Below are 17,325 nucleotides of genomic sequence, written 5' to 3' on the forward strand. Positions count from 1 at the left end.
AATGGCATAGAGCTTGCGGTTTGCTTTCCAACCGCTTGCGGTACTGACGATCCGTTTTCCTTCTGGAGTAACCCGATGAACAGTCTTTCGCCCTTGTTTCGCCGCCTCGCCTTCGGTATTTGCGCCACCTTTTGCGTAGCAACCGTGCACGCCGCCGGTGCGGCCTCGTACAAAGTCGGTGCAACGGCCAGCGGTTCGCCGTTCACCTTCCTCGACATCAAGAGCAACAGCATCCAGGGCGTGATGGTCGATGTCGCCAATGCCGTGGGCAAGGCCGGTGGCTTCACCAGTGAAATTGAGCAGACCAACTTTGCCGCACTGATTCCGTCCCTGACTTCCGGCAAGCTCGACTTCATCGCCGCCGGCATGCTCAAGACCCCGGAGCGTGCCCAGGTGGTGGACTTCAGCGCGCCGGTGTACGCCTACGGCGAGGGCCTGATCGTGAGTGCCGACGACAACGCGACCTATACCGACCTCAGTTCCTTGAAGGACCAAGTGGTCGGCGTACAAGCCGGCACGATCTTCTACGACATGCTCAACAAGCTGGGGATCTTCAAGGAAATCCGCACCTACGATTCCATCGGCGAAATGGTCCGCGACCTGAGCCTCGGCCGCATCAAGGCCGCCGTGGGTGACCAGCCGGTGGTGGCCTACCAGATCCGCCAGAAACTGTTCAAAGGCGTGAAACTCGCCGCCGACTACAAGCCGGTCAACGTCGGTGAGGTGTGCCTGGTGGTGCGCAAGGGCGACAGCGAAACCCTCGCGCGCCTGAACCAGGCCATCGCCAGCATCAAGGCTGACGGCACCCTGGACGCGATCCTCAAGAAGTGGGGACTTGATGCCCAGGTGCAACCATGAACCCGGCTGAATTCCTGCAAAACGCCCGTGACTTCCTGCCGATCCTGCTTCAAGGCGCCTGGGTAACGATCCAGATCACAGTGTTGTCGTTCCTGCTCAGCAGCGCCATCGGCCTGGTGTTGGCGTTGCTCAAGCTGTCGCCGATCCGTGCGCTGTCGTGGGCGGCGAGCACCGTGATCAACGTGATTCGCGGCCTGCCGATCATCGTGCAACTGTTCTATATCTACTTCGTGTTGCCGGACATGGGCGTGCACCTCAGCGCGTTCCAGGCGGGCGTGATCGGCATGGGCATCGCCTACTCGGCGTACCAGGCGGAGAACTTCCGTACCGGCATCATCGCCGTCGAACAGGGCCAGCGTGAAGCCGCCGAAGCCCTGGGGATGCGCTCGGTGCTGATGATGCGCCGGGTGATCCTGCCCCAGGCCTTTCGCATCGCCTTGCCGCCCTACGGCAACACCCTGGTGATGATGCTCAAGGACTCGTCGCTGGTGTCCACCATCACCGTCGCCGAGATGACGCGCCAGGGCCAACTGATCGCCTCGTCCACCTTCCAGAACATGACTGTCTACACCCTGGTCGCCTTGCTCTACCTGCTGATGAGCCTGCCGCTGGTGTATGGCCTGCGCCGCATGGAACAGCACCTGGGCCGGAGGAAAAAAGCATGATCGAGATTCGCCAACTGCAAAAACACTACGGCACCCATCGCGTGCTGCACGGCGTCGACCTGGACGTGGCCAAGGGCGAAGTGGTGTGCCTGATCGGCCCGTCCGGCTCGGGCAAATCCACCCTGCTGCGCTGCATCAACGCCCTGGAAGCCTACGACGGCGGCACCATCCGCGTATTCGGTGAAACCGTGCAACGCAGCAGCAAGACCGTGCATGCCCTGCGCAGCCGCATGGGCATGGTGTTCCAGCGCTTCAACCTGTTCCCCCATCGCACCGTGCTGGAAAACGTGATGGAAGGCCCGGTGTACGTCAAAGGCGAACCACTGAAACAGGCCCGGGAGGAAGCCCTGGCGCTGCTGGATAAAGTCGGCCTGTCGGCCAAGGCCGATGCCTACCCGGAACAACTCTCCGGCGGCCAGCAACAGCGGGTGGCCATCGCCCGCGCACTGGCGATGAAACCCGACGCCATGCTGTTCGACGAACCCACCTCGGCCCTCGACCCGGAACTGGTGGGCGATGTGCTGGAGGTGATGCGCACCCTGGCCGATGAAGGCATGACCATGATCGTGGTGACCCACGAAATGGGCTTTGCCCGGGAAGTGGCCGACCGCGTGTGCTTCCTGCACGGCGGCTACATCGTAGAGAGCGGGCCGGCCGAGCAGGTGCTGGGCAACCCGCAACAGCCGCGCACCCAGGACTTCCTGCGCCGCGTGCTGCATCCAACCGCCAACACCCGGAGCCTGTCATGAAGTCACTCTGGGCCGCGACCGCGCCCGCTGCACCGCCGACACCCGCGCTGGCTGAGTCACTGAAGGTGGACGTGGCCATCGTCGGCGCTGGGTATACCGGTTTGTCCACGGCCCTGCACCTGGCGGAGCGCGGCGTGAGCGTGTGCGTGCTGGAGGCCAACGAGCCCGGCTGGGGCGCGTCCGGGCGCAATGGCGGGCAAGTCAACCCGACGCTCAAATACGACCCGGATCAACTGGTGCAGAGATACGGTGCCGAGCGCGCCGAACCGCTGATCCATACCGTGTCCCACTCGGCGGACCTGGTGTTCAACCTGATCGAGCGCCATGGCATCGACTGCGCCCCCACACGCAAAGGCTGGATGCAAGTTTCCTATTCCGAAAAAGGCGTGGCGGGCCTGCATGCCCGGGCCGAACAATGGGAGCGCCGCGGGGTACCGGTGCAGCGCCTCGATGCCCGCGCGGTGTCCACCCGCATGGGCAGCCAGGCGTTTGCCGGCGGCTGGCTGGACGGCCGCGCTGGCGCCATCCAACCCCTGGCCTATGCGCGCGGCCTGGTGCGTGCAGCCCAGGCGGCGGGCGTACGCATCCACGGGCAAAGCGCCGTGACCGCGATGCAACAGGCGGGGGCTGGCTGGAAGTTGCAAACCGCCAGCGGCGCGCAGGTGTCTGCCGGCCAAGTGGTGCTGGTCACCAACGGCTACAGCGGCGACTTGTGGCCCGGCATGGCCCAGAGTGTGCTCGCGGCCAACAGCTTTATCGTCGCTACCCGGCCATTGAGCGGGCCTGCCGCCGAGAGCATTTTGCCCGGGCAGGAAACCGTCTCCACCGCCCAACGCCTGCTGCTGTACTTCCGCAAGGATGCCCATGGCCGCCTGCTGATGGGCGGGCGCGGGTTGTTCGAAGATCCCACCGGGCCAACGGATTTTGCGCACCTGGAACGCTCCCTGGCGTTGTTGTTTCCGCAGTTGGGCAAGCTGGATTTCGAGTACCGCTGGGCAGGACGGATCGCGATCACCCGGGACTTTATGCCCCACGTCCACGAACCCGCACCCGGCTTGACCCTGGCGCTGGGTTGCAACGGGCGCGGGATTGCGTTGTGTACCAGCCTGGGCCAGCAACTGGCGGGGCGCTTGTGTGACAGCCGTTCAGCATTTGCGTACCCGGTGACACCTTTGCAACGGTTGCCGATGCATGGCTTGCAACGCTTCTACATCGGCGCGGGCGTGGCGTGGTACAGCCTGCTGGATCGCCTCTCCCTGTAGGAGCGAGCTTGCTCGCGAAAAACTCAAAGGCGCCGCGCTTCGTCAGGAGACCGGCGCCCTCGTCAAAGCTCGCAAACCTCACCCTCGTCGCCGAAGAAATAGATATTTTCGTGCTTATAACCCCAACGACCGCGCCGCTCGCGAATATGCGGCTCGAAGGTAAAGCACGCCACTTCCTCAAGACGCCGGTGATTTCCCGCCTCAATGTAGAGCCGCTGGTCACGCTGTTCGCAGATGCTGTGACCAACGTTGCCAGCGAAATCGAGGTTCTCGAAACCCTCGGATGCGATCAGGTCATTGGCGAACGCGTGGAGATCGTTGAACGTGGTTTCAGGCCGGACGAATGTGCGCATCATCGCGTGCAGCAGGTGCTCGACTTCATAACCCCTGCTGAACTCGGCCCCCACCGGCACCGCCCGGCACACGCCCTCCTCCACATAGAAAGAGCGGGCACAGTCGCCCCACACATTGCCTGCTCTCGGGCTCAAATCCACCGTGATCAGATTGTGTAAACCAACCGCTTCGTCACTGGGCCGATAGTCGCGTCCCGACACCGAAACCACACTGCGCGAACCCAGCAACACGAAGGCCGGGCAGTCGTAATACCAGGTCTCCGGATAGCCGGAATCCGCAAGCATCTGCGTCGCCATTTCGGCAATGGACGCTTCAGTTGACTGTGGCGTGATTCGCGTAACGAGCTGCTGCAGCACCGACTTGGCGGCGGCCTGGACCACGCGATTAGCCAACATGGATTGTCTCTGACTGATGGGGGATTGCGTCGATAGTATCAGCACCCTCCTCGACAGGGAGACGTGCTCGGATTTTAAGCTCGTTCCCACGCTCCGCGTGGGAATGCCTACGGTGACGCTCCGCGTCACAAAGGCAGACGCAGAGCGTCCAGGGCTGCTCTCCCACGCAGAGCGTGGGAGCGATCAATAAACAATTCGAAGGCGCCGCGTTTCGTCAGGAGACCGGCGCCCTCATCTGGGCAACATGGACCGTCTCTGACTGAGGGAGACGTGCTCGGATTTTTCCGACAACTGTTTCAGGTTGTCGGTCGGACCCGGGCTGACTAACCTCCCGCAGCCGCTGCCAATTCAGCGACCGGATTTGACCGTCCGACCAATCGACGACTGCAACGCCCACACCTATTCCAGGCGTTTTTTTAATGCCTGAGGTATCGTGTCGCGGCGGCTGTACGCGGGATACCTTCGGGTATGCCGGGTTCGTTGATAACCGGTCGGTCAACCCGCGTACAGCTGCCACCCTCCTCGTTTGACCGCGAACGGTGGTGGCTCCACTTATCGACGGAGTTTCACCATGATTAAAGACAGCCCCCAATCCCCCAAATCATGCCGACCGGCTTCAAGAAGCCGCTTACCGCGCCATCCACGACTATCTGAAACCTGACGCCCAACCCCAAACACCGGAACCCGCCGAGCTACCGTTAGCTCGTTCCCACGCTCCGCGTGGGAATGCAGACTGTGACGCTCCGCGTCACAAAGGCAGACGCAGAGCGTCCAGGGCAGCGCTCCCACGCAGAGCGTGGGAGCGACCAAGTCTCTTCAAAAAACCGACCATCCGATACGCTCGCTCAACAACTCCAACGCCTTCATCCCCGCCAGGGAATTGCCCGCCGCATTCAGCTCCGGTGACCACACGCACACCGTAAACTGCCCCGGCACCACCGCGAGAATTCCGCCGCCTACCCCGCTCTTGCCCGGCAAGCCAACGCGATAAGCAAAGTTTCCCGCCTCGTCATACAGCCCGCTGGTGGCCATGATCGAGTTCACTTGCTTGGTCTGGCGCGCCGTCAGAATCTGCTCGCCGCTGTGGGTGCACACGCCTTCATTCGCCAGGAAGCAAAACGCCTTGGCCAGATCCAGGCAGCTCATCTGCAACGCGCAGTAGTTGAAGTAGCTGTGCAGCACCGCATCCACATCGTTGTGGAAGTTGCCGAACGACTTCATCAGGTACGCCATCGCCGCATTGCGCGCACCGTGCTGAGCTTCGGATTCAGCCACGACACTGTTGACCAGAATCTGCGGATTGCCCGACAGCCGCCGCACGAAGTCGCGCATGGACAGGATCGGCACGGCAAAGCGCGACTGGTTGATGTCGCAGATCACCAGCGCACCGGCATTGATAAACGGGTTGCGTGGCCGGCCGCGCTCAAACTCCAGCTGCACCATGGAATTGAACGGCTGCCCCGACGGTTCGTGGCCCAGGCGCTCCCAGATGCTTTCGCCGCCATGGTCGATGGCCTGCACCAGGCTGAACACCTTGGAGATGCTCTGTATGGAGAACAAGGTGTGAGCATCACCCGCGCAGTAGAACGAGCCGTCATTGCCATACACGGCAATGCCCAGTTGCTGCGCCGGTACGTCGGCCAATGCGGGGATGTAATCGGCGACCTTGCCGAGGCCGATCAGTGGACGAACTTCCTCGAGGATCGACTCCAGGAGGGCCTGCATGTTGTGTTCTGGCATGGTTTGGGAATAGTTGTTGAGCGGGGCGCGGAGGATACCTGAAACGCCGGGGCCAGGCAGGCTGCTGGTGTAAAGATGGACGCTGCGCAGGCCGTGCGATATCTTCTGGCCGCCGCCGGTTCAGGCGAAAACACACGAAGGAGTGGAACGTTGAAGATGCAGGACGCTTTGAGAGGACGAAGCTTTGCTGTGCTGATGGGCATTGCCTTTATCGCCCTGGACCAGTTGATCAAACTGCTGGCGCTATTTTCGCTGCAAGCCACGACGTTCCGATTCGGTTCAAGCCCGGTGAACATGGCGTTGGAACTGAGCCTGAACCCGGGCGCATTCCTCAGCCTCGGCGCTGGTTTGCCAACCCGGGTCAAGCAACTGATCTTTATCGTCGGTGTGGCCGCCGTAGTGTGTTGGGCCGGTTATTGGGCCTGGAAGAATTGGAACCATTCCCTGCCCAAAGCCGCGCCGCTTTTTTTGATTGCCCTGGGCGGCGCCGGGAATTTGATCGACCGGGTCTTTCGTGACGGCCATGTCGTCGATTACATGGTGGTGAATGTCGGCTCGCTGCATACAGGCGTATTCAATCTTGCGGATATCGCGATCACTTTGGGTGCGTTGTTGCTGATGGTTGATCTGTTCAAGAAGCCGGGTAACGTCTGAGGTTTGTCCAGTCAACCCGAATGGCTGCCGGAAAACCCTGGACACTTGTGGGAGCTGTCGAGCTTTAGCGAGGCTGCGATGGCGTCAGTTCTGCGACATTGAGGTCGGCTGACCCACCGCTTTCGCAGCCTCGCTGAAGCTCGACAGCTCCTACGTTTGATGTTTTTCCAGCCCGCCATGCGCGCCCTTGAACGCCACCGAAAACAAAAAAAGCTCTGCAACACCCCCCTCCACTCAAAAGTGCGCCACGTCCGACACCTGGGTGTCCAGCACGTCTCGCGCCAATGCCCAGGCCTGATCCGTGGATTCGACTACCAGCAACGGGTAGCCCCACGCCTTGCCAAACATCACCGCAAACGGCTTGAGCGCCAGGCGTTTGGCCGCACTGGGCTCTACCTGAATCATGCCTTTGACGAAAGCACGCAGGGCCACCTTGTTCTTCTTCATCCAGATAGACGCTTGTTTGCGCTCTTCGTGGGAGTGCTCGTGGGTGCTTTCGTCCACGGCTTTTTCATGCAGCAGTACGAAGGGTTCTTCGCGCTGCAACAAGGCCTCGAACGCCACGAAGGTGTCTTGCGGTGGCGTGTCGCTGGGGGCGTCGAAAACAATTTTCACCACGGGAAATGTAGAACTGTCGAGTTGCATGGGAAGCACCTTTAACGAGAATGTTTCTCATAATAGCCACGCCATCACTGGACGCCATTGCACAGAATGGCCAGAATGTTTCGCAATCCAGCCACGACGCACACAACCATGTACAACCACCGCCTCGAAACCCGTGACCCATTGCGTCCAGCCCTTGCCGATGCGATTCCCCGCGCCGTGGTCGCGGTGAGCGCCTCCAGCACCTCCGCCAACTGGGAGCACGCGCCGCACCAGCACCGCAAAGGCCAGTTGATGTACACGTTGCGCGGGGTGATTCATTGCGTCATCGAACAAGGTATCTGGATCGTGCCACCCCAGTGCGCACTATGGATTCCCGGCGGACTTTCCCACGCCGCGCGCGGTTCCGGGGCTGCAGATGTGTACTGCCTGCTGGTCGACCCAGACGCTGCCGGCGCCCTGCCACAGCAATGCTGCACGCTGGCGGTATCGCCGCTGTTACACGAATTGATCAGCAAAGCTGTCAGCTTCCCGCCGCTGTACGACACCGAGGGTGCACAGGGCCGATTGGTGGCCACGTTGCTGGACGAACTGGCGCTGGCACCGATTGAAGCCCTGCACTTGCCCATGCCACGGGACATTCGGCTACGGCGCCTGGCCGACAGTTTGCTGGCCAACCCCAGCGACAAGGCCACCCTGGGCGAATGGGCGGTGCGCATCGGCATGAGCGAACGCAGCATGACGCGGTTGTTGCTGGAGGAGATTGGCCTGAGTTTCGGCCGCTGGCGCCGGCAGCTGCATGTGATCCTGTCACTGCAGCGCCTGGCGAAAGGCGAAAGCGTGCAGACCGTAGCGCTGGACCTCGGCTATGAAAACGCCAGCGGCTTTATCACCATGTTCCGCAAGGCCATCGGCCAACCCCCGGCGCGCTACCTCGCCGACCGCGCGAGCATCTCCCAGCACACAACCCCCGCTATCGCCTTGCTGGATTATTATAAATAGTCACGTATAAGCATTTTTAGAGCTTAAGGACTAGAAGGGTTAAATCATTCCAGCCAAAAAATATCAACCTGCCTAAAATACTTATCGCACACTAAAAAATTTGCACTAGCATATGAGTACTCCCGCCCAGAAACCCGCGTTCAACACCCGCCTGAAATCCGCCTTATCCCCTGCAAATAACGTGGCGAATGTTAAAATTTGTCACGTTTTGGCGTATTCAATTCGATTAACATCTAAACGCCTGCAGCGATTGAATTGACGGCCTCGCATGCCGGAAAAGGGAGCAACGTGATGCATTTTTCCAACGTCCTCGCTATTGCACGGACCCCATCGAAATCCGAGGACTTCAGCGAGCTTATAGTTCGTACTGTACCGAAAAATCTAAAAGTCGATACACGCTCCTACGGCCAACTAATTGGTCCCTGTGAAAGCCATGGACATTACCGTGCCATCATCATAGAGATCGACACCCCCTCTGCCAGCACCCAAACGCTGGACATCATTAAAAAAACCAGATCCGAAAATCCTGGCAGCACGATTTTCCTGGTTGTCACCTTCGCCACCACACTAAGCAAAACCAAATATTATCTCGCAGGCGCCGACTACTGCATAAAGGTCGTCGAGAGCTCGCCCGAGAAAAAACTTGCCCTGTTCGCCGCGTTCCTCAGCGAGACATACTGGCTAAGTAATACTGATTTGCTACTCGACCAGGACCGCATGTGCATCTACGGAGGAGGCAAAAAACTCGAAATCTCCTTCGTTGAAATGAAAGTCCTCGAAGCGCTCATTCATAATCGATTGCTCAGCCATGATGAAATTGCCGTGGTAATGGGGCTTAATGCCCGATTTTATGATTCCAGGGCACTCGAAAAATCAATCAGCCGTTTGCGCGGCAAAATAAAGTCGCACTATGGAAGTAATATTATTCAAAGCATCCGGGGTTACGGCTACAAACTAAGCAGAGGCCTGGCTTCGGTTAATCACATTCAACCCGCCAGGGAGCGGCCAAACCGTGAATAGCGGAAATTTATTGCTTGTGGAGTCAGTCGACTTTACATTTTCGCGACAAGCGATACTTGAACGAAGTTGCACACTATGGGGCAGCGAGATCCGGGTTCACGCCGGGTATGTTCTCGATAATTTGCCCGCTGATGCGCGCCCCTTTTATTCCGAACAACTTAAAGGCGCCTACCGTGAAGCCCTGCAATACACCAAGCCGAGTTCGTTCGTTCAAGAAAGAAAACGTTTGCATGTGGATAAAAGTGCGGGGCTCCATAAGTTTCTCCGAATCGAGCAGTCATTATTGATGAATGAGGACCTGCTCAAGGAGATTGTCAGCACGTCCAACACCTTGGAAAAACACAAACAACAACTCATCGTCAGCGTCGAAAACACGCTGGATACTCTACCGGGTCCGGTGGAGCGCCGTAACATGATCCGCCAGCTCTATAGCCTGAAAGACCGAAGCAGCCTGAAACTTGCCTATAACAATTACACACTCGATACAAAAAAAGCGGACCTGCTGCTCGACTTGAGTCTTTATGACTATATAAAAATGCCTTTTCCAGACTCGGCCCTCAGGCTCAGTCTGAACACCCGTTCGGGCCTGTTCGACCGGCTTTACGACCAGATGCTGGAGGTGATGAGCACGTCCCGGGTCTCGTTCATCGCCGACAACGTCGAGCACGCCGACAGCGCACTTCTCGCCAGACGCTTGCCTTTTGACTATTTTCAGGGCCCCTACTTCTCCCCTGCTGATAGTTTATGAACCCCCGTACTTTCCTGGAATCGGTGAATGCCATGAGTTCTCTCAAGAAACACACATTTACATCGACATACCCGTCAATCGCACTGCACGATTTCACGCCGAATGTGGCATTTTTACATTACGACGTCGACAGCGGCCCGCTGATCGAAACGGCAGAAAAAACATCGGACGCTTCGACCAGTTCTTATGCCGTCACCAGTGAGCAGAACTTTAATCTCTGGCTCAGCAACTATGTGGCTGCCAAAAGACTCTACGAGGCCAGCAACCGACTGACCCGAAAACTTTACGACGCCTCAAAAAATCCGAACATCACTGCACTAAAATCAGACATCCCACACCCGAGCCTTAATAACACTCCGACCGAAACTGTTAACGCAACACCCACATTACGCACGCCTGATGTATGGCTACTTACCCAGCAAGACCGAGCACTGGTCAAAGGCGGGCTACGAATTTCGTTGACCACCATTGAGTCGGCGCTGATTAAAAAAATGCTGCACCATGAAGAACGTGTGGTGAGCAAGGAAGAACTTATTCGCAACATCGGGCGCGAGCCGGACCTTTATCGCGGGCTTGAAATGTGCCTTAGCCGGCTGCAGGACAAGTTCAAACGTGTCAACGATGGCGAGCGCTTGTTCCGGGCGGTGCGCAATCGCGGTTATTGCCTCACACAAAAAATAAAAAGCCCGTTGAGCAACCGCAATAACGTCGCCGAACAATAATTATTTCATAAAAACTACAATTCACCCTGCCTATTAAAACCTCGTTATATCTGCCATTTTATAACAACATGACCGCGTTATAAGTCGTCAGCCATTGCTCCCTGCCATTTATTACTATCAATACGCACGCCTACGCGTGCGCCTGCCATTTGATAGTCATTAAAACCACGCCTCGCTTTAACCTGCCAGTACGTGAGTGGATACCACAGGGAGCAGAAGTATGCTTAATAACAGAAGAATGCATCGTAACCTTACACCCAAGGGTCTGACCTTTTGGGGGCAGTGGGCAATTGCCTTGAGTGTGGTCGTTGTACTTTTGTTTTCACTGGTACTGTTCAAGACCGGACAATTGGAATCCCACTACCGGATATTGGCGGCCATTACAATACTGGCCTCTATCCCCGCTTACATGTTATGTGACGTCTATAGCAAAAAAGATGATTTTTTTGTAGGGCTCGGACGGTTATTCACCGGCTGGTTATTGACCTTGGGCATATTATCGGCGGTTGGCATTGCCTGTAATGCCAGCTCGCTGTTTCCCTTGGAGATCCTGCTACTCTGGGCAGCAGTGAGCTATCCAATACTAGCACTCTGCTACATTCCGATTCACAGTCTGTCCAGGTACTACCATCGGCAACTTCACGAGCGCCAGAAATCACTGATTATTGGCACGGGTAAACTAGCGACCGACTTGGCCAATACGCTTGCCAGGCAAAAACGCTCACCCTTAGTCGGCCTTGTCGGGCCCAACACCGCGTCCCCCCAGGGCAGCACTCAACCGCAGATTCTCGGCGACTTGCCGGACCTTCCCTCATTGATCCGAGCGCACGGTATACGCCGGCTGTACATCACCCACTCCCTCCAGGAAGCCACGCACATCGAGGCGCTGTACCTCAACCTGCTGGAGATCAGCGTGGACGTGATTTGGGTGCCCGACCTCAACAACATGCTGCTGCTCAATCACAGCGTGGCCGAGGTAGACGGCCTACCTGCGATCTTCCTCAATGAAAGCCCGCTGACCAGTCGCCCCACGGCGGCACTGAGCAAGTCACTGCTGGACAAGAGCCTGGCGCTGTTGGCGATTGTGCTGCTCAGCCCTTTGTTGTTGCTGTTCGCCCTGCTGATCAAGCTGACCTCCCCCGGCCCGGTGATTTTCAAGCAGGATCGGCATGGCTGGAATGGCGAGGTGATCAAGGTCTGGAAGTTTCGCTCAATGCGCGTGCATGACGACCAGGAAGTGCGCCAGGCCAGCCGCAACGACTCCCGCATAACCCCCGTAGGGCGCTTTATCCGCCGTACCTCCATCGACGAATTGCCGCAGCTGTTCAACGTGCTGCAAGGGCACATGGCACTGGTGGGGCCACGCCCCCATGCGGTGGCCCACAACGACTATTACTCGGGCAAGATTCGCGCGTACATGGCGCGGCATCGCATCAAGCCCGGCATCACCGGCCTAGCCCAGGTCAATGGCTGCCGGGGCGAAACCGAGACCCTGGAGAAGATGCAGCAACGGGTCGATATCGACCTGCGCTATATCAACAACTGGTCGCTGTGGCTGGACATCAAGATCCTGTTCAAGACGCCGTTTACCCTGCTCTCGAAAGACATCTACTGAACCCTCCCTTCCCCGCACCGCCCCACCGGCGGCGCGGGGCACCAGGCGCCCTTAGGGGCGCTATCGGCCCCTCCCCCTCATCTTCCCCGCCCCACGCAAAGCTACCGCCCACAGCAACGCCTGGGCATCCAGGCCCAAGCCAGTCGTATTGAAATCAGAGAGGAATATCAGGGAAAAGTCGCGCGCCGGCATTGCACCTGGCGCTTTACTGTTGCGGTTTGCTCACCGCCCGGCGCATTGAGCACCGGGCCGTGAGTTACCGTGTCGGGAGACGCCGCTGCATCACTCAGTGATCTTCTCGAAGTTGTTGTAGAACAGCTCGCTGTCACGCCCATCGGTCATGGTTTGCAGTGAATACCCGCGGTTCAGGCGTGCGCCGCCATCCCGGGTCAGGGGTGCCCATACGACATTGGCGCGACGCATGGTCGAGGTGCTCATCAACTCGTCGAACGGGACGGAAATGTAGATGCCCTTGTCGAAGCTGCCCTCGCCGTATTCTTCCTTCGAAGCCGTGGTCAGCGTGACCCAGCCACCAAACTTCACGCCGTTCTTGAACTGCCGCGAGATGTCGACGGTGGTGCCCCAGTCCCGTGCCAGGTAACGCCCCACACTGACGGCGGCCAAGGTGTCATACGGCAGCTGCGTGTAGCTGGTGACATGCCCGGTGATGGTCTGGTAATCCCGCAGGCCGAACCCCTGGTTGAAATCACGCTGGCGCACGAAGTTCAGGTCCGCCCCCACCGACCAGTGTTTGCCCGCCGGCCGGAACAGCATCTCGCCGCCCACCCCGGCGTACATCGACTCCAGGTAACCGCCGTAGACCATGCCATACAGGTCGCGATCCAGCCGCGCCGCATGGTTGAACTGGAACGTCGGCATCGTCACATCGGACGTCGTCATGTACTGGCGCAGGTCGGTGCGCACCCGCGGCAACCCGCTTGGCGCGTCGTAGGTGAACTTGTCGTAGTTGTTCAGCAGGTTGGCGCTGACCAAGCCGCTCCACCAGGTGTTGCGGGTAAACCGGTACTCCGCGTCGGCGTCGGCGGTGAACTGATAGAGCAACCCGTCGGGGCCGCCGATGTTCTGTTTATAACCCAGGCCAAGCCCGTAGCTGAACGGCTGACGTTTACCGGTGTAGAGCGTGGTTTCCCGGTGGGCAATCGCCGGGTTGACCTCGGTGGTACGGTGCAGGTCCTTCAACGGCTGGTCGTTGTTGACCACCGCGCGGAAGGTGTCACGGGGCACGCTGGTTTCTTCGATGGGCATGTCGTACCGCTTGTTCACCAGGGTGAACCAATCGATATCCTGATTGACGCTGTTGTCGAGAATCCGACTGGCGCGCCCCACGGCCTTGGCTGAATAGAAGTAGCGTTGTTGCTCGCCATACACCATCAGCTCGGAACCGCGCTGGGCGATGCGTACCACTTTGTAGCCGGCATTCTGCTGCAAGCGATCGGATACATTGGCCCAGTCAACCTGGTCGGTTGAGGTCGTCGGCATGCGCGTCGGCAATGGTTCGGCGGGAGGGTCGTACGTCTTCACCGGTGCCTTGCGGCTGACAAAGTTGGTGTGCAGGGTGATGCCAAACATCGCGGTATTCCCGCGCTCCCAGGCCGCGCTCAGATCGACGCTGTCGGCCAGCTTGTAGACCACGCCGATATTCACCGGCGAATCCTGTTTGATCGGGTTGTCCAACGGCTCGTGCTTGTAGTCGTTGCCTTCGTATTCGAGCTTCAGGCTCAGGGGTTCCCAGGGCGTTTGATAGGCGATCCCGCCAAACAACGAAGGACGCCCCCTGAAGTAGGCATTGGAGTTCACATCCCCTGCCCTGGCGACGACCGCAGTGCTCTTAGGCCGGTCGTTGAACTTGCTGCCGAACACCGACAGCGGGTTACCGAAATCGCCCCGATTACCCAGGTAGCCCCAGGCGATGCCGAGGCTGAAGTCCAGGTTGCCGTAACGCTTGTTGGCGACGAAGTATTCGCTGGAAAACAAGCCGGTACCCCCGATGTCTCGGGCGCCGAAGGCCAGTTGGGGCGCCCAGTGGCTTTCCTCCCAAAGCCGCGCCTTGAAGTCGATGGCCTTGTCTTTGAAGCTCTGGCTTCCGCTCAACGCCTCGGCGCCGTACCTGCGGTTGCTGATGGCGGTGTAACGAAACGAGCCTTCCAGCCAGTCGAACGGCTGCAAGGAAAAACTGTAGCGCGAGTAAGGATCGGTGCGGTTGGCGTTGGCGCTCAACTCGCCCGCCGGGGCCATGCGTGCGGTGGGGGTCTGGAGCAGGCCCACGCCGCCAAAGTCATTTTGGGTGTAACGGGGTTCTCCGTGAACCAGTCCGCAGGGCAGAAGCAATACGGCAGCAAAACGTAAATTCAAGGGTTCACCTCAGCCAACGGTTGAGTGGCAAAAAACTCGGCCAGTTGTTGGTTGAGATCAGGGGTCGGCGTCTCAAGGTCATCGCTGCGCACCGGCACCAGGATCCGGCTGCCGGGCGCGGCCACGATGCCGTCCTCCCGATTCCACGCTGCCACGCCCACCCGTCGTACCTGGCCGTCGGGCTGGATCAACCACAGGCCATCGCGCTCGGCGTCGTCGAGGACGGTGCAATCGCGAACATAATCCCCGACCTCCCGCATGGGGCGGTACGGCAGATCACAGGCCTGCGAAACGGCCCCGAGCACTTCCACCGTGGACGGTCTTACGGGGTAAACAAGCTGGTCGCCATCATTCAGCAATGCGTTGCGCGCGAAGCCCGCCTCCACGGCGATCGGGTCCAGCAGCGCCACCTGGCGGCCGGTGACCGGCAACTGCTCGACCTGCCGATACAGACGCGCACTCAAGTCCGCTCGCGAGCGCCGGTCGTCCAGCAAGGCTCCCCGTTGCAGCAGTTTCAAATCGAACAAAACCCCGGCCTTCAAACGCGCCTGCGGCTCCATCAACGACTGGTGCAACCACGCGGCACCCAACCAGTAGCTTTCGGCATTCGGTTGCGCCACGCGAATCACGTCCAGCAAGCGCGCCCCCGGTTTGACGGCATAGGCGCCAGGGCTGCGTACATCGCCGCTGACCGTGACAGCTGCCTGGCCCGCGCCGGGGCCGATCAACAACAGGCCCAGCCATAAAAAATTCAAACGCTTCACCGGGCAGCCTCCCGATCAGGACGCAATTGCACGATGTTCAGGGACAACCGAGGCGTCAAATGCTGCTCGCTGCGCAGGATGAAACCATCCTGCGGGTCGACCCAATAATGGTTGGTGGCGCGGAAATTCAAGGTGGGAACATCCACCTGCTCGTCGATGCGCAGCACGGCATGATCCTTGTCCAGAATGCGGAGGGTCTCGACGTCGTGGGTGCTGAAACGGCTGTTGACCGCGACGCCGATTCGGTTGCCGTCGTAGACGTCGATCCAGCGTGTGCTGGTGTAGCCATCGGGCAGATGCTGGAGGCCGCGCTTGAACGGTGACTCGCCACTGAAGCGAGTGCCGTCCAGGGAAACCCCCAGCCCGACGGTGCGTACCACCAGGCCGTCACGCATCATCACCACTTGCTTGCCGGAAGCGACCCAGAATTCCAGGTCGCCCCGACGCCGTGCCCTGGCCATCACCCCCTCACTGACAGCGGTGGTGACCAGGATCTGCGGGTACGGCACGGCGTCGACCTGGGCACGGGTCACATTGATGGGGGCCGGGCCGCTGACGGAGGTTTCGAGGGTGTACCAGGACGCCCTCATCAACGGGTTACACCCGCTCAACAAGAGCGCCATCGACAGACAGGCGCAGGTAGGCAAAATGTTCACGGGGGGCTTGAGCCTTATCTGCTGTTGGCTTCGCTGAGGTCATTAAACGAACGGGCACCGAGCCCGATGGCACTGGCGGTTGGCAGCAGTTGGCTGATCAGGCGGTTCCAGCGCGTCACGCCAGCCGGCCCGACGTACACGACGTCTTGGGGCTGCAAGTCGAACCGGGTGGCCAGTACCAGCGCGGACGGTGATTGGGCATCGAGCTGAAACACCTTGGCCGGCTCGGCTTCCAGGTTGTCCACACCGCGAATCACGTAGACCGCATTGCCATTGGAGGTGGTCTGGTTCAAGCCACCCACCGTGCCCAGGGCATCGGTCAGGTTGATCGCCTTGCCCTTGAAACTCAGGGCCCGGGGCTGATTGACTTCGCCCATGAGGTACACACGTTTCTGGTCGTTATAGGGCAAATAGAGCCGGTCGCCGCCCTTGAGGTAAAGGCCCTGCAGTTGCGAGCCCTGGCGATTCAGGCTGTCCAGGTCCAGCCTGTATTCACGCCCGTCGCGGGTGAGTGTCAGGCCCGACAGGTCGGCATTTGTCGGGTCGATGCCGGCGGCGCCAATGGCTTCAACGGCACTCAAGGGCGTGGTAGTGATCGGCTGTTGGCCGGCTTTGATCACCGCACCGGTCACCACCACGGTCTGGCTGGCAAACCGCAGGACGCTGACGTCGACCTGAGGGCTTTCAATAAACTGCGACAGTCGCCCGGCGATAAAGGCGCGTAATTCTTCGATGGTTTTACCGGCCACCGGCACGTTGCCGATATACGGATAAAACAGCGTGCCGTCGGGACGAACCAAGCGACCGTTGGCGTCGATCTGCTGTTGCGGCCCGGACGGTGCCGTCAACTCGGGGTGATCCCAGACCGTGATAAACAACAGGTCGTTGGCGCCGACCCGATAGCCACCCGGAACATACGCCAGCAACTCAGCAGGTACCGATTCACGAACGTGCGTGGCGGCATCCATGGCGATCAACTTCGGCGTGATCGGAATCAACTCCACCCGGGTACTTTCAGGAGAGCCCTCACTGGACATTTGACTGGTGTCCATGTGTTGACCAGGCGAAAACATGCAGCCGTGCAAGCTGATACTTGCCAGCAAAAGAACAGGTAACCTAGAAATCATAATGGCACTACGCTAGTC

Annotated in this window: 17 protein-coding genes; 10 read left to right on the forward strand and 7 right to left on the reverse strand. The window is 59.3% G+C overall.

Annotated features, from left to right (window positions below; translation table 11 throughout):
• The first annotated feature begins 75 nt into the window (after positions 1-75).
• From NVB75_RS06060 to NVB75_RS06075, 4 genes are read left to right on the forward strand one after another with little or no spacing between them, the layout of a single operon-like run.
• Positions 76-858: an ABC transporter substrate-binding protein gene (locus NVB75_RS06060; protein ID WP_258346449.1), complete on the forward strand. Its 783-nt coding sequence runs from the start codon at positions 76-78 to the stop codon at positions 856-858.
• Positions 855-1,523 carry an ectoine/hydroxyectoine ABC transporter permease subunit EhuD gene (ehuD, locus tag NVB75_RS06065; RefSeq protein ID WP_017475082.1) on the forward strand — a complete coding sequence of 223 codons (669 nt, stop codon included), beginning with the start codon at positions 855-857 and terminating at the stop codon, positions 1,521-1,523. The genes NVB75_RS06060 and ehuD overlap by 4 nt, the downstream gene beginning before the upstream one ends.
• Positions 1,520-2,272, forward strand: a complete 753-nt coding sequence (locus NVB75_RS06070) for an amino acid ABC transporter ATP-binding protein (RefSeq protein ID WP_063030951.1) — start codon at positions 1,520-1,522, stop codon at positions 2,270-2,272. The genes ehuD and NVB75_RS06070 overlap by 4 nt, the downstream gene beginning before the upstream one ends.
• Positions 2,269-3,534 (forward strand): FAD-binding oxidoreductase, encoded by a 1,266-nt coding sequence (locus NVB75_RS06075; protein WP_258346450.1) that lies wholly within the window; start codon positions 2,269-2,271, stop codon positions 3,532-3,534. Before NVB75_RS06070 ends, NVB75_RS06075 begins: the two co-directional genes overlap by 4 nt.
• 62 nt (positions 3,535-3,596) lie before the next feature.
• On the opposite strand, the gene NVB75_RS06080 is transcribed toward NVB75_RS06075, so the two are convergent.
• Entirely contained in the window at positions 3,597-4,283 is a 687-nt protein-coding gene (locus tag NVB75_RS06080) for a M24 family metallopeptidase (protein ID WP_258346451.1), read from the reverse strand.
• 816 nt (positions 4,284-5,099) lie between these two features.
• On the reverse strand, positions 5,100-6,008 hold the full coding sequence (gene glsB / locus NVB75_RS06085; protein ID WP_258346452.1) for a glutaminase B: 909 nt from the start codon (positions 6,006-6,008) through the stop codon (positions 5,100-5,102).
• Positions 6,009-6,179: 171 nt separating this feature from the next.
• Between glsB and NVB75_RS06090 the strand changes: the two genes are divergently transcribed.
• The gene (locus NVB75_RS06090) at positions 6,180-6,677 is read left to right on the forward strand and encodes a signal peptidase II (protein WP_063033995.1); all 498 of its coding nucleotides are present in this window, start codon (positions 6,180-6,182) and stop codon (positions 6,675-6,677) included.
• A 234-nt stretch (positions 6,678-6,911) separates the two neighbouring features.
• Here the strand turns inward: NVB75_RS06090 and NVB75_RS06095 are convergent, their stop codons facing one another.
• A complete protein-coding gene (locus NVB75_RS06095) occupies positions 6,912-7,322 on the reverse strand; it encodes a hypothetical protein (protein WP_258346453.1) in 411 nt (136 codons plus the stop codon).
• Positions 7,323-7,430: 108 nt separating this feature from the next.
• On the opposite strand from NVB75_RS06095, the gene NVB75_RS06100 reads away from it, so the two are divergent.
• The 5 genes from NVB75_RS06100 to NVB75_RS06120 all read left to right on the forward strand — a co-directional run bounded on the left by NVB75_RS06100 (position 7,431) and on the right by NVB75_RS06120 (position 12,387).
• The gene (locus NVB75_RS06100) at positions 7,431-8,282 is read left to right on the forward strand and encodes a helix-turn-helix domain-containing protein (protein ID WP_258346454.1); all 852 of its coding nucleotides are present in this window, start codon (positions 7,431-7,433) and stop codon (positions 8,280-8,282) included.
• Positions 8,283-8,573: 291 nt separating this feature from the next.
• Complete coding sequence (locus tag NVB75_RS06105; protein WP_258346455.1) at positions 8,574-9,302, forward strand: winged helix-turn-helix domain-containing protein; 729 nt, start codon at positions 8,574-8,576, stop codon at positions 9,300-9,302.
• Positions 9,295-10,050 carry an EAL domain-containing protein gene (locus tag NVB75_RS06110; protein WP_258346456.1) on the forward strand — a complete coding sequence of 252 codons (756 nt, stop codon included), beginning with the start codon at positions 9,295-9,297 and terminating at the stop codon, positions 10,048-10,050. The genes NVB75_RS06105 and NVB75_RS06110 overlap by 8 nt, the downstream gene beginning before the upstream one ends.
• 32 nt (positions 10,051-10,082) lie before the next feature.
• Positions 10,083-10,772, forward strand: a complete 690-nt coding sequence (locus NVB75_RS06115; protein ID WP_258346457.1) for a winged helix-turn-helix domain-containing protein — start codon at positions 10,083-10,085, stop codon at positions 10,770-10,772.
• Between the two features lie 220 nt (positions 10,773-10,992).
• The gene (locus tag NVB75_RS06120; protein WP_063030963.1) at positions 10,993-12,387 is read left to right on the forward strand and encodes an undecaprenyl-phosphate glucose phosphotransferase; all 1,395 of its coding nucleotides are present in this window, start codon (positions 10,993-10,995) and stop codon (positions 12,385-12,387) included.
• A gap of 282 nt (positions 12,388-12,669) precedes the next feature.
• Here NVB75_RS06120 and NVB75_RS06125 read toward each other — a convergent pair whose 3' ends face one another.
• From NVB75_RS06125 to NVB75_RS06140, 4 genes are read right to left on the reverse strand one after another with little or no spacing between them, the layout of a single operon-like run.
• Complete coding sequence (locus tag NVB75_RS06125; protein WP_258346459.1) at positions 12,670-14,760, reverse strand: YjbH domain-containing protein; 2,091 nt, start codon at positions 14,758-14,760, stop codon at positions 12,670-12,672.
• Positions 14,757-15,524: a capsule biosynthesis GfcC family protein gene (locus NVB75_RS06130; RefSeq protein ID WP_258346460.1), complete on the reverse strand. Its 768-nt coding sequence runs from the start codon at positions 15,522-15,524 to the stop codon at positions 14,757-14,759. The genes NVB75_RS06125 and NVB75_RS06130 overlap by 4 nt, the downstream gene beginning before the upstream one ends.
• A complete protein-coding gene (locus NVB75_RS06135) occupies positions 15,521-16,180 on the reverse strand; it encodes a YjbF family lipoprotein (RefSeq protein ID WP_275712193.1) in 660 nt (219 codons plus the stop codon). Before NVB75_RS06135 ends, NVB75_RS06130 begins: the two co-directional genes overlap by 4 nt.
• A 14-nt stretch (positions 16,181-16,194) precedes the next feature.
• On the reverse strand, positions 16,195-17,307 hold the full coding sequence (locus NVB75_RS06140; RefSeq protein ID WP_258346462.1) for a polysaccharide export protein: 1,113 nt from the start codon (positions 17,305-17,307) through the stop codon (positions 16,195-16,197).
• Between the last annotated feature and the right edge of the window lie 18 nt (positions 17,308-17,325).

Source organism: Pseudomonas sp. CBS, from assembly GCF_024734645.1.
Classification (GTDB): domain Bacteria; phylum Pseudomonadota; class Gammaproteobacteria; order Pseudomonadales; family Pseudomonadaceae; genus Aquipseudomonas.

What these genes read in the sequence shown, in the direction of transcription:
- NVB75_RS06060 (WP_258346449.1), top strand. Translation starts at nt 76, where the DNA reads ATGAACAGTCTTTCGCCCTTGTTTCGCCGCCTCGCCTTCGGTATTTGC.
- ehuD (WP_017475082.1), top strand. Translation starts at nt 855, where the DNA reads ATGAACCCGGCTGAATTCCTGCAAAACGCCCGTGACTTCCTGCCGATC.
- NVB75_RS06070 (WP_063030951.1), top strand. Translation starts at nt 1,520, where the DNA reads ATGATCGAGATTCGCCAACTGCAAAAACACTACGGCACCCATCGCGTG.
- NVB75_RS06075 (WP_258346450.1), top strand. Translation starts at nt 2,269, where the DNA reads ATGAAGTCACTCTGGGCCGCGACCGCGCCCGCTGCACCGCCGACACCC.
- NVB75_RS06080 (WP_258346451.1), bottom strand. Translation starts at nt 4,283, where the DNA reads ATGTTGGCTAATCGCGTGGTCCAGGCCGCCGCCAAGTCGGTGCTGCAG.
- glsB (WP_258346452.1), bottom strand. Translation starts at nt 6,008, where the DNA reads ATGCAGGCCCTCCTGGAGTCGATCCTCGAGGAAGTTCGTCCACTGATC.
- NVB75_RS06090 (WP_063033995.1), top strand. Translation starts at nt 6,180, where the DNA reads ATGCAGGACGCTTTGAGAGGACGAAGCTTTGCTGTGCTGATGGGCATT.
- NVB75_RS06095 (WP_258346453.1), bottom strand. Translation starts at nt 7,322, where the DNA reads ATGCAACTCGACAGTTCTACATTTCCCGTGGTGAAAATTGTTTTCGAC.
- NVB75_RS06100 (WP_258346454.1), top strand. Translation starts at nt 7,431, where the DNA reads ATGTACAACCACCGCCTCGAAACCCGTGACCCATTGCGTCCAGCCCTT.
- NVB75_RS06105 (WP_258346455.1), top strand. Translation starts at nt 8,574, where the DNA reads ATGCATTTTTCCAACGTCCTCGCTATTGCACGGACCCCATCGAAATCC.
- NVB75_RS06115 (WP_258346457.1), top strand. Translation starts at nt 10,083, where the DNA reads ATGAGTTCTCTCAAGAAACACACATTTACATCGACATACCCGTCAATC.
- NVB75_RS06120 (WP_063030963.1), top strand. Translation starts at nt 10,993, where the DNA reads ATGCTTAATAACAGAAGAATGCATCGTAACCTTACACCCAAGGGTCTG.
- NVB75_RS06140 (WP_258346462.1), bottom strand. Translation starts at nt 17,307, where the DNA reads ATGATTTCTAGGTTACCTGTTCTTTTGCTGGCAAGTATCAGCTTGCAC.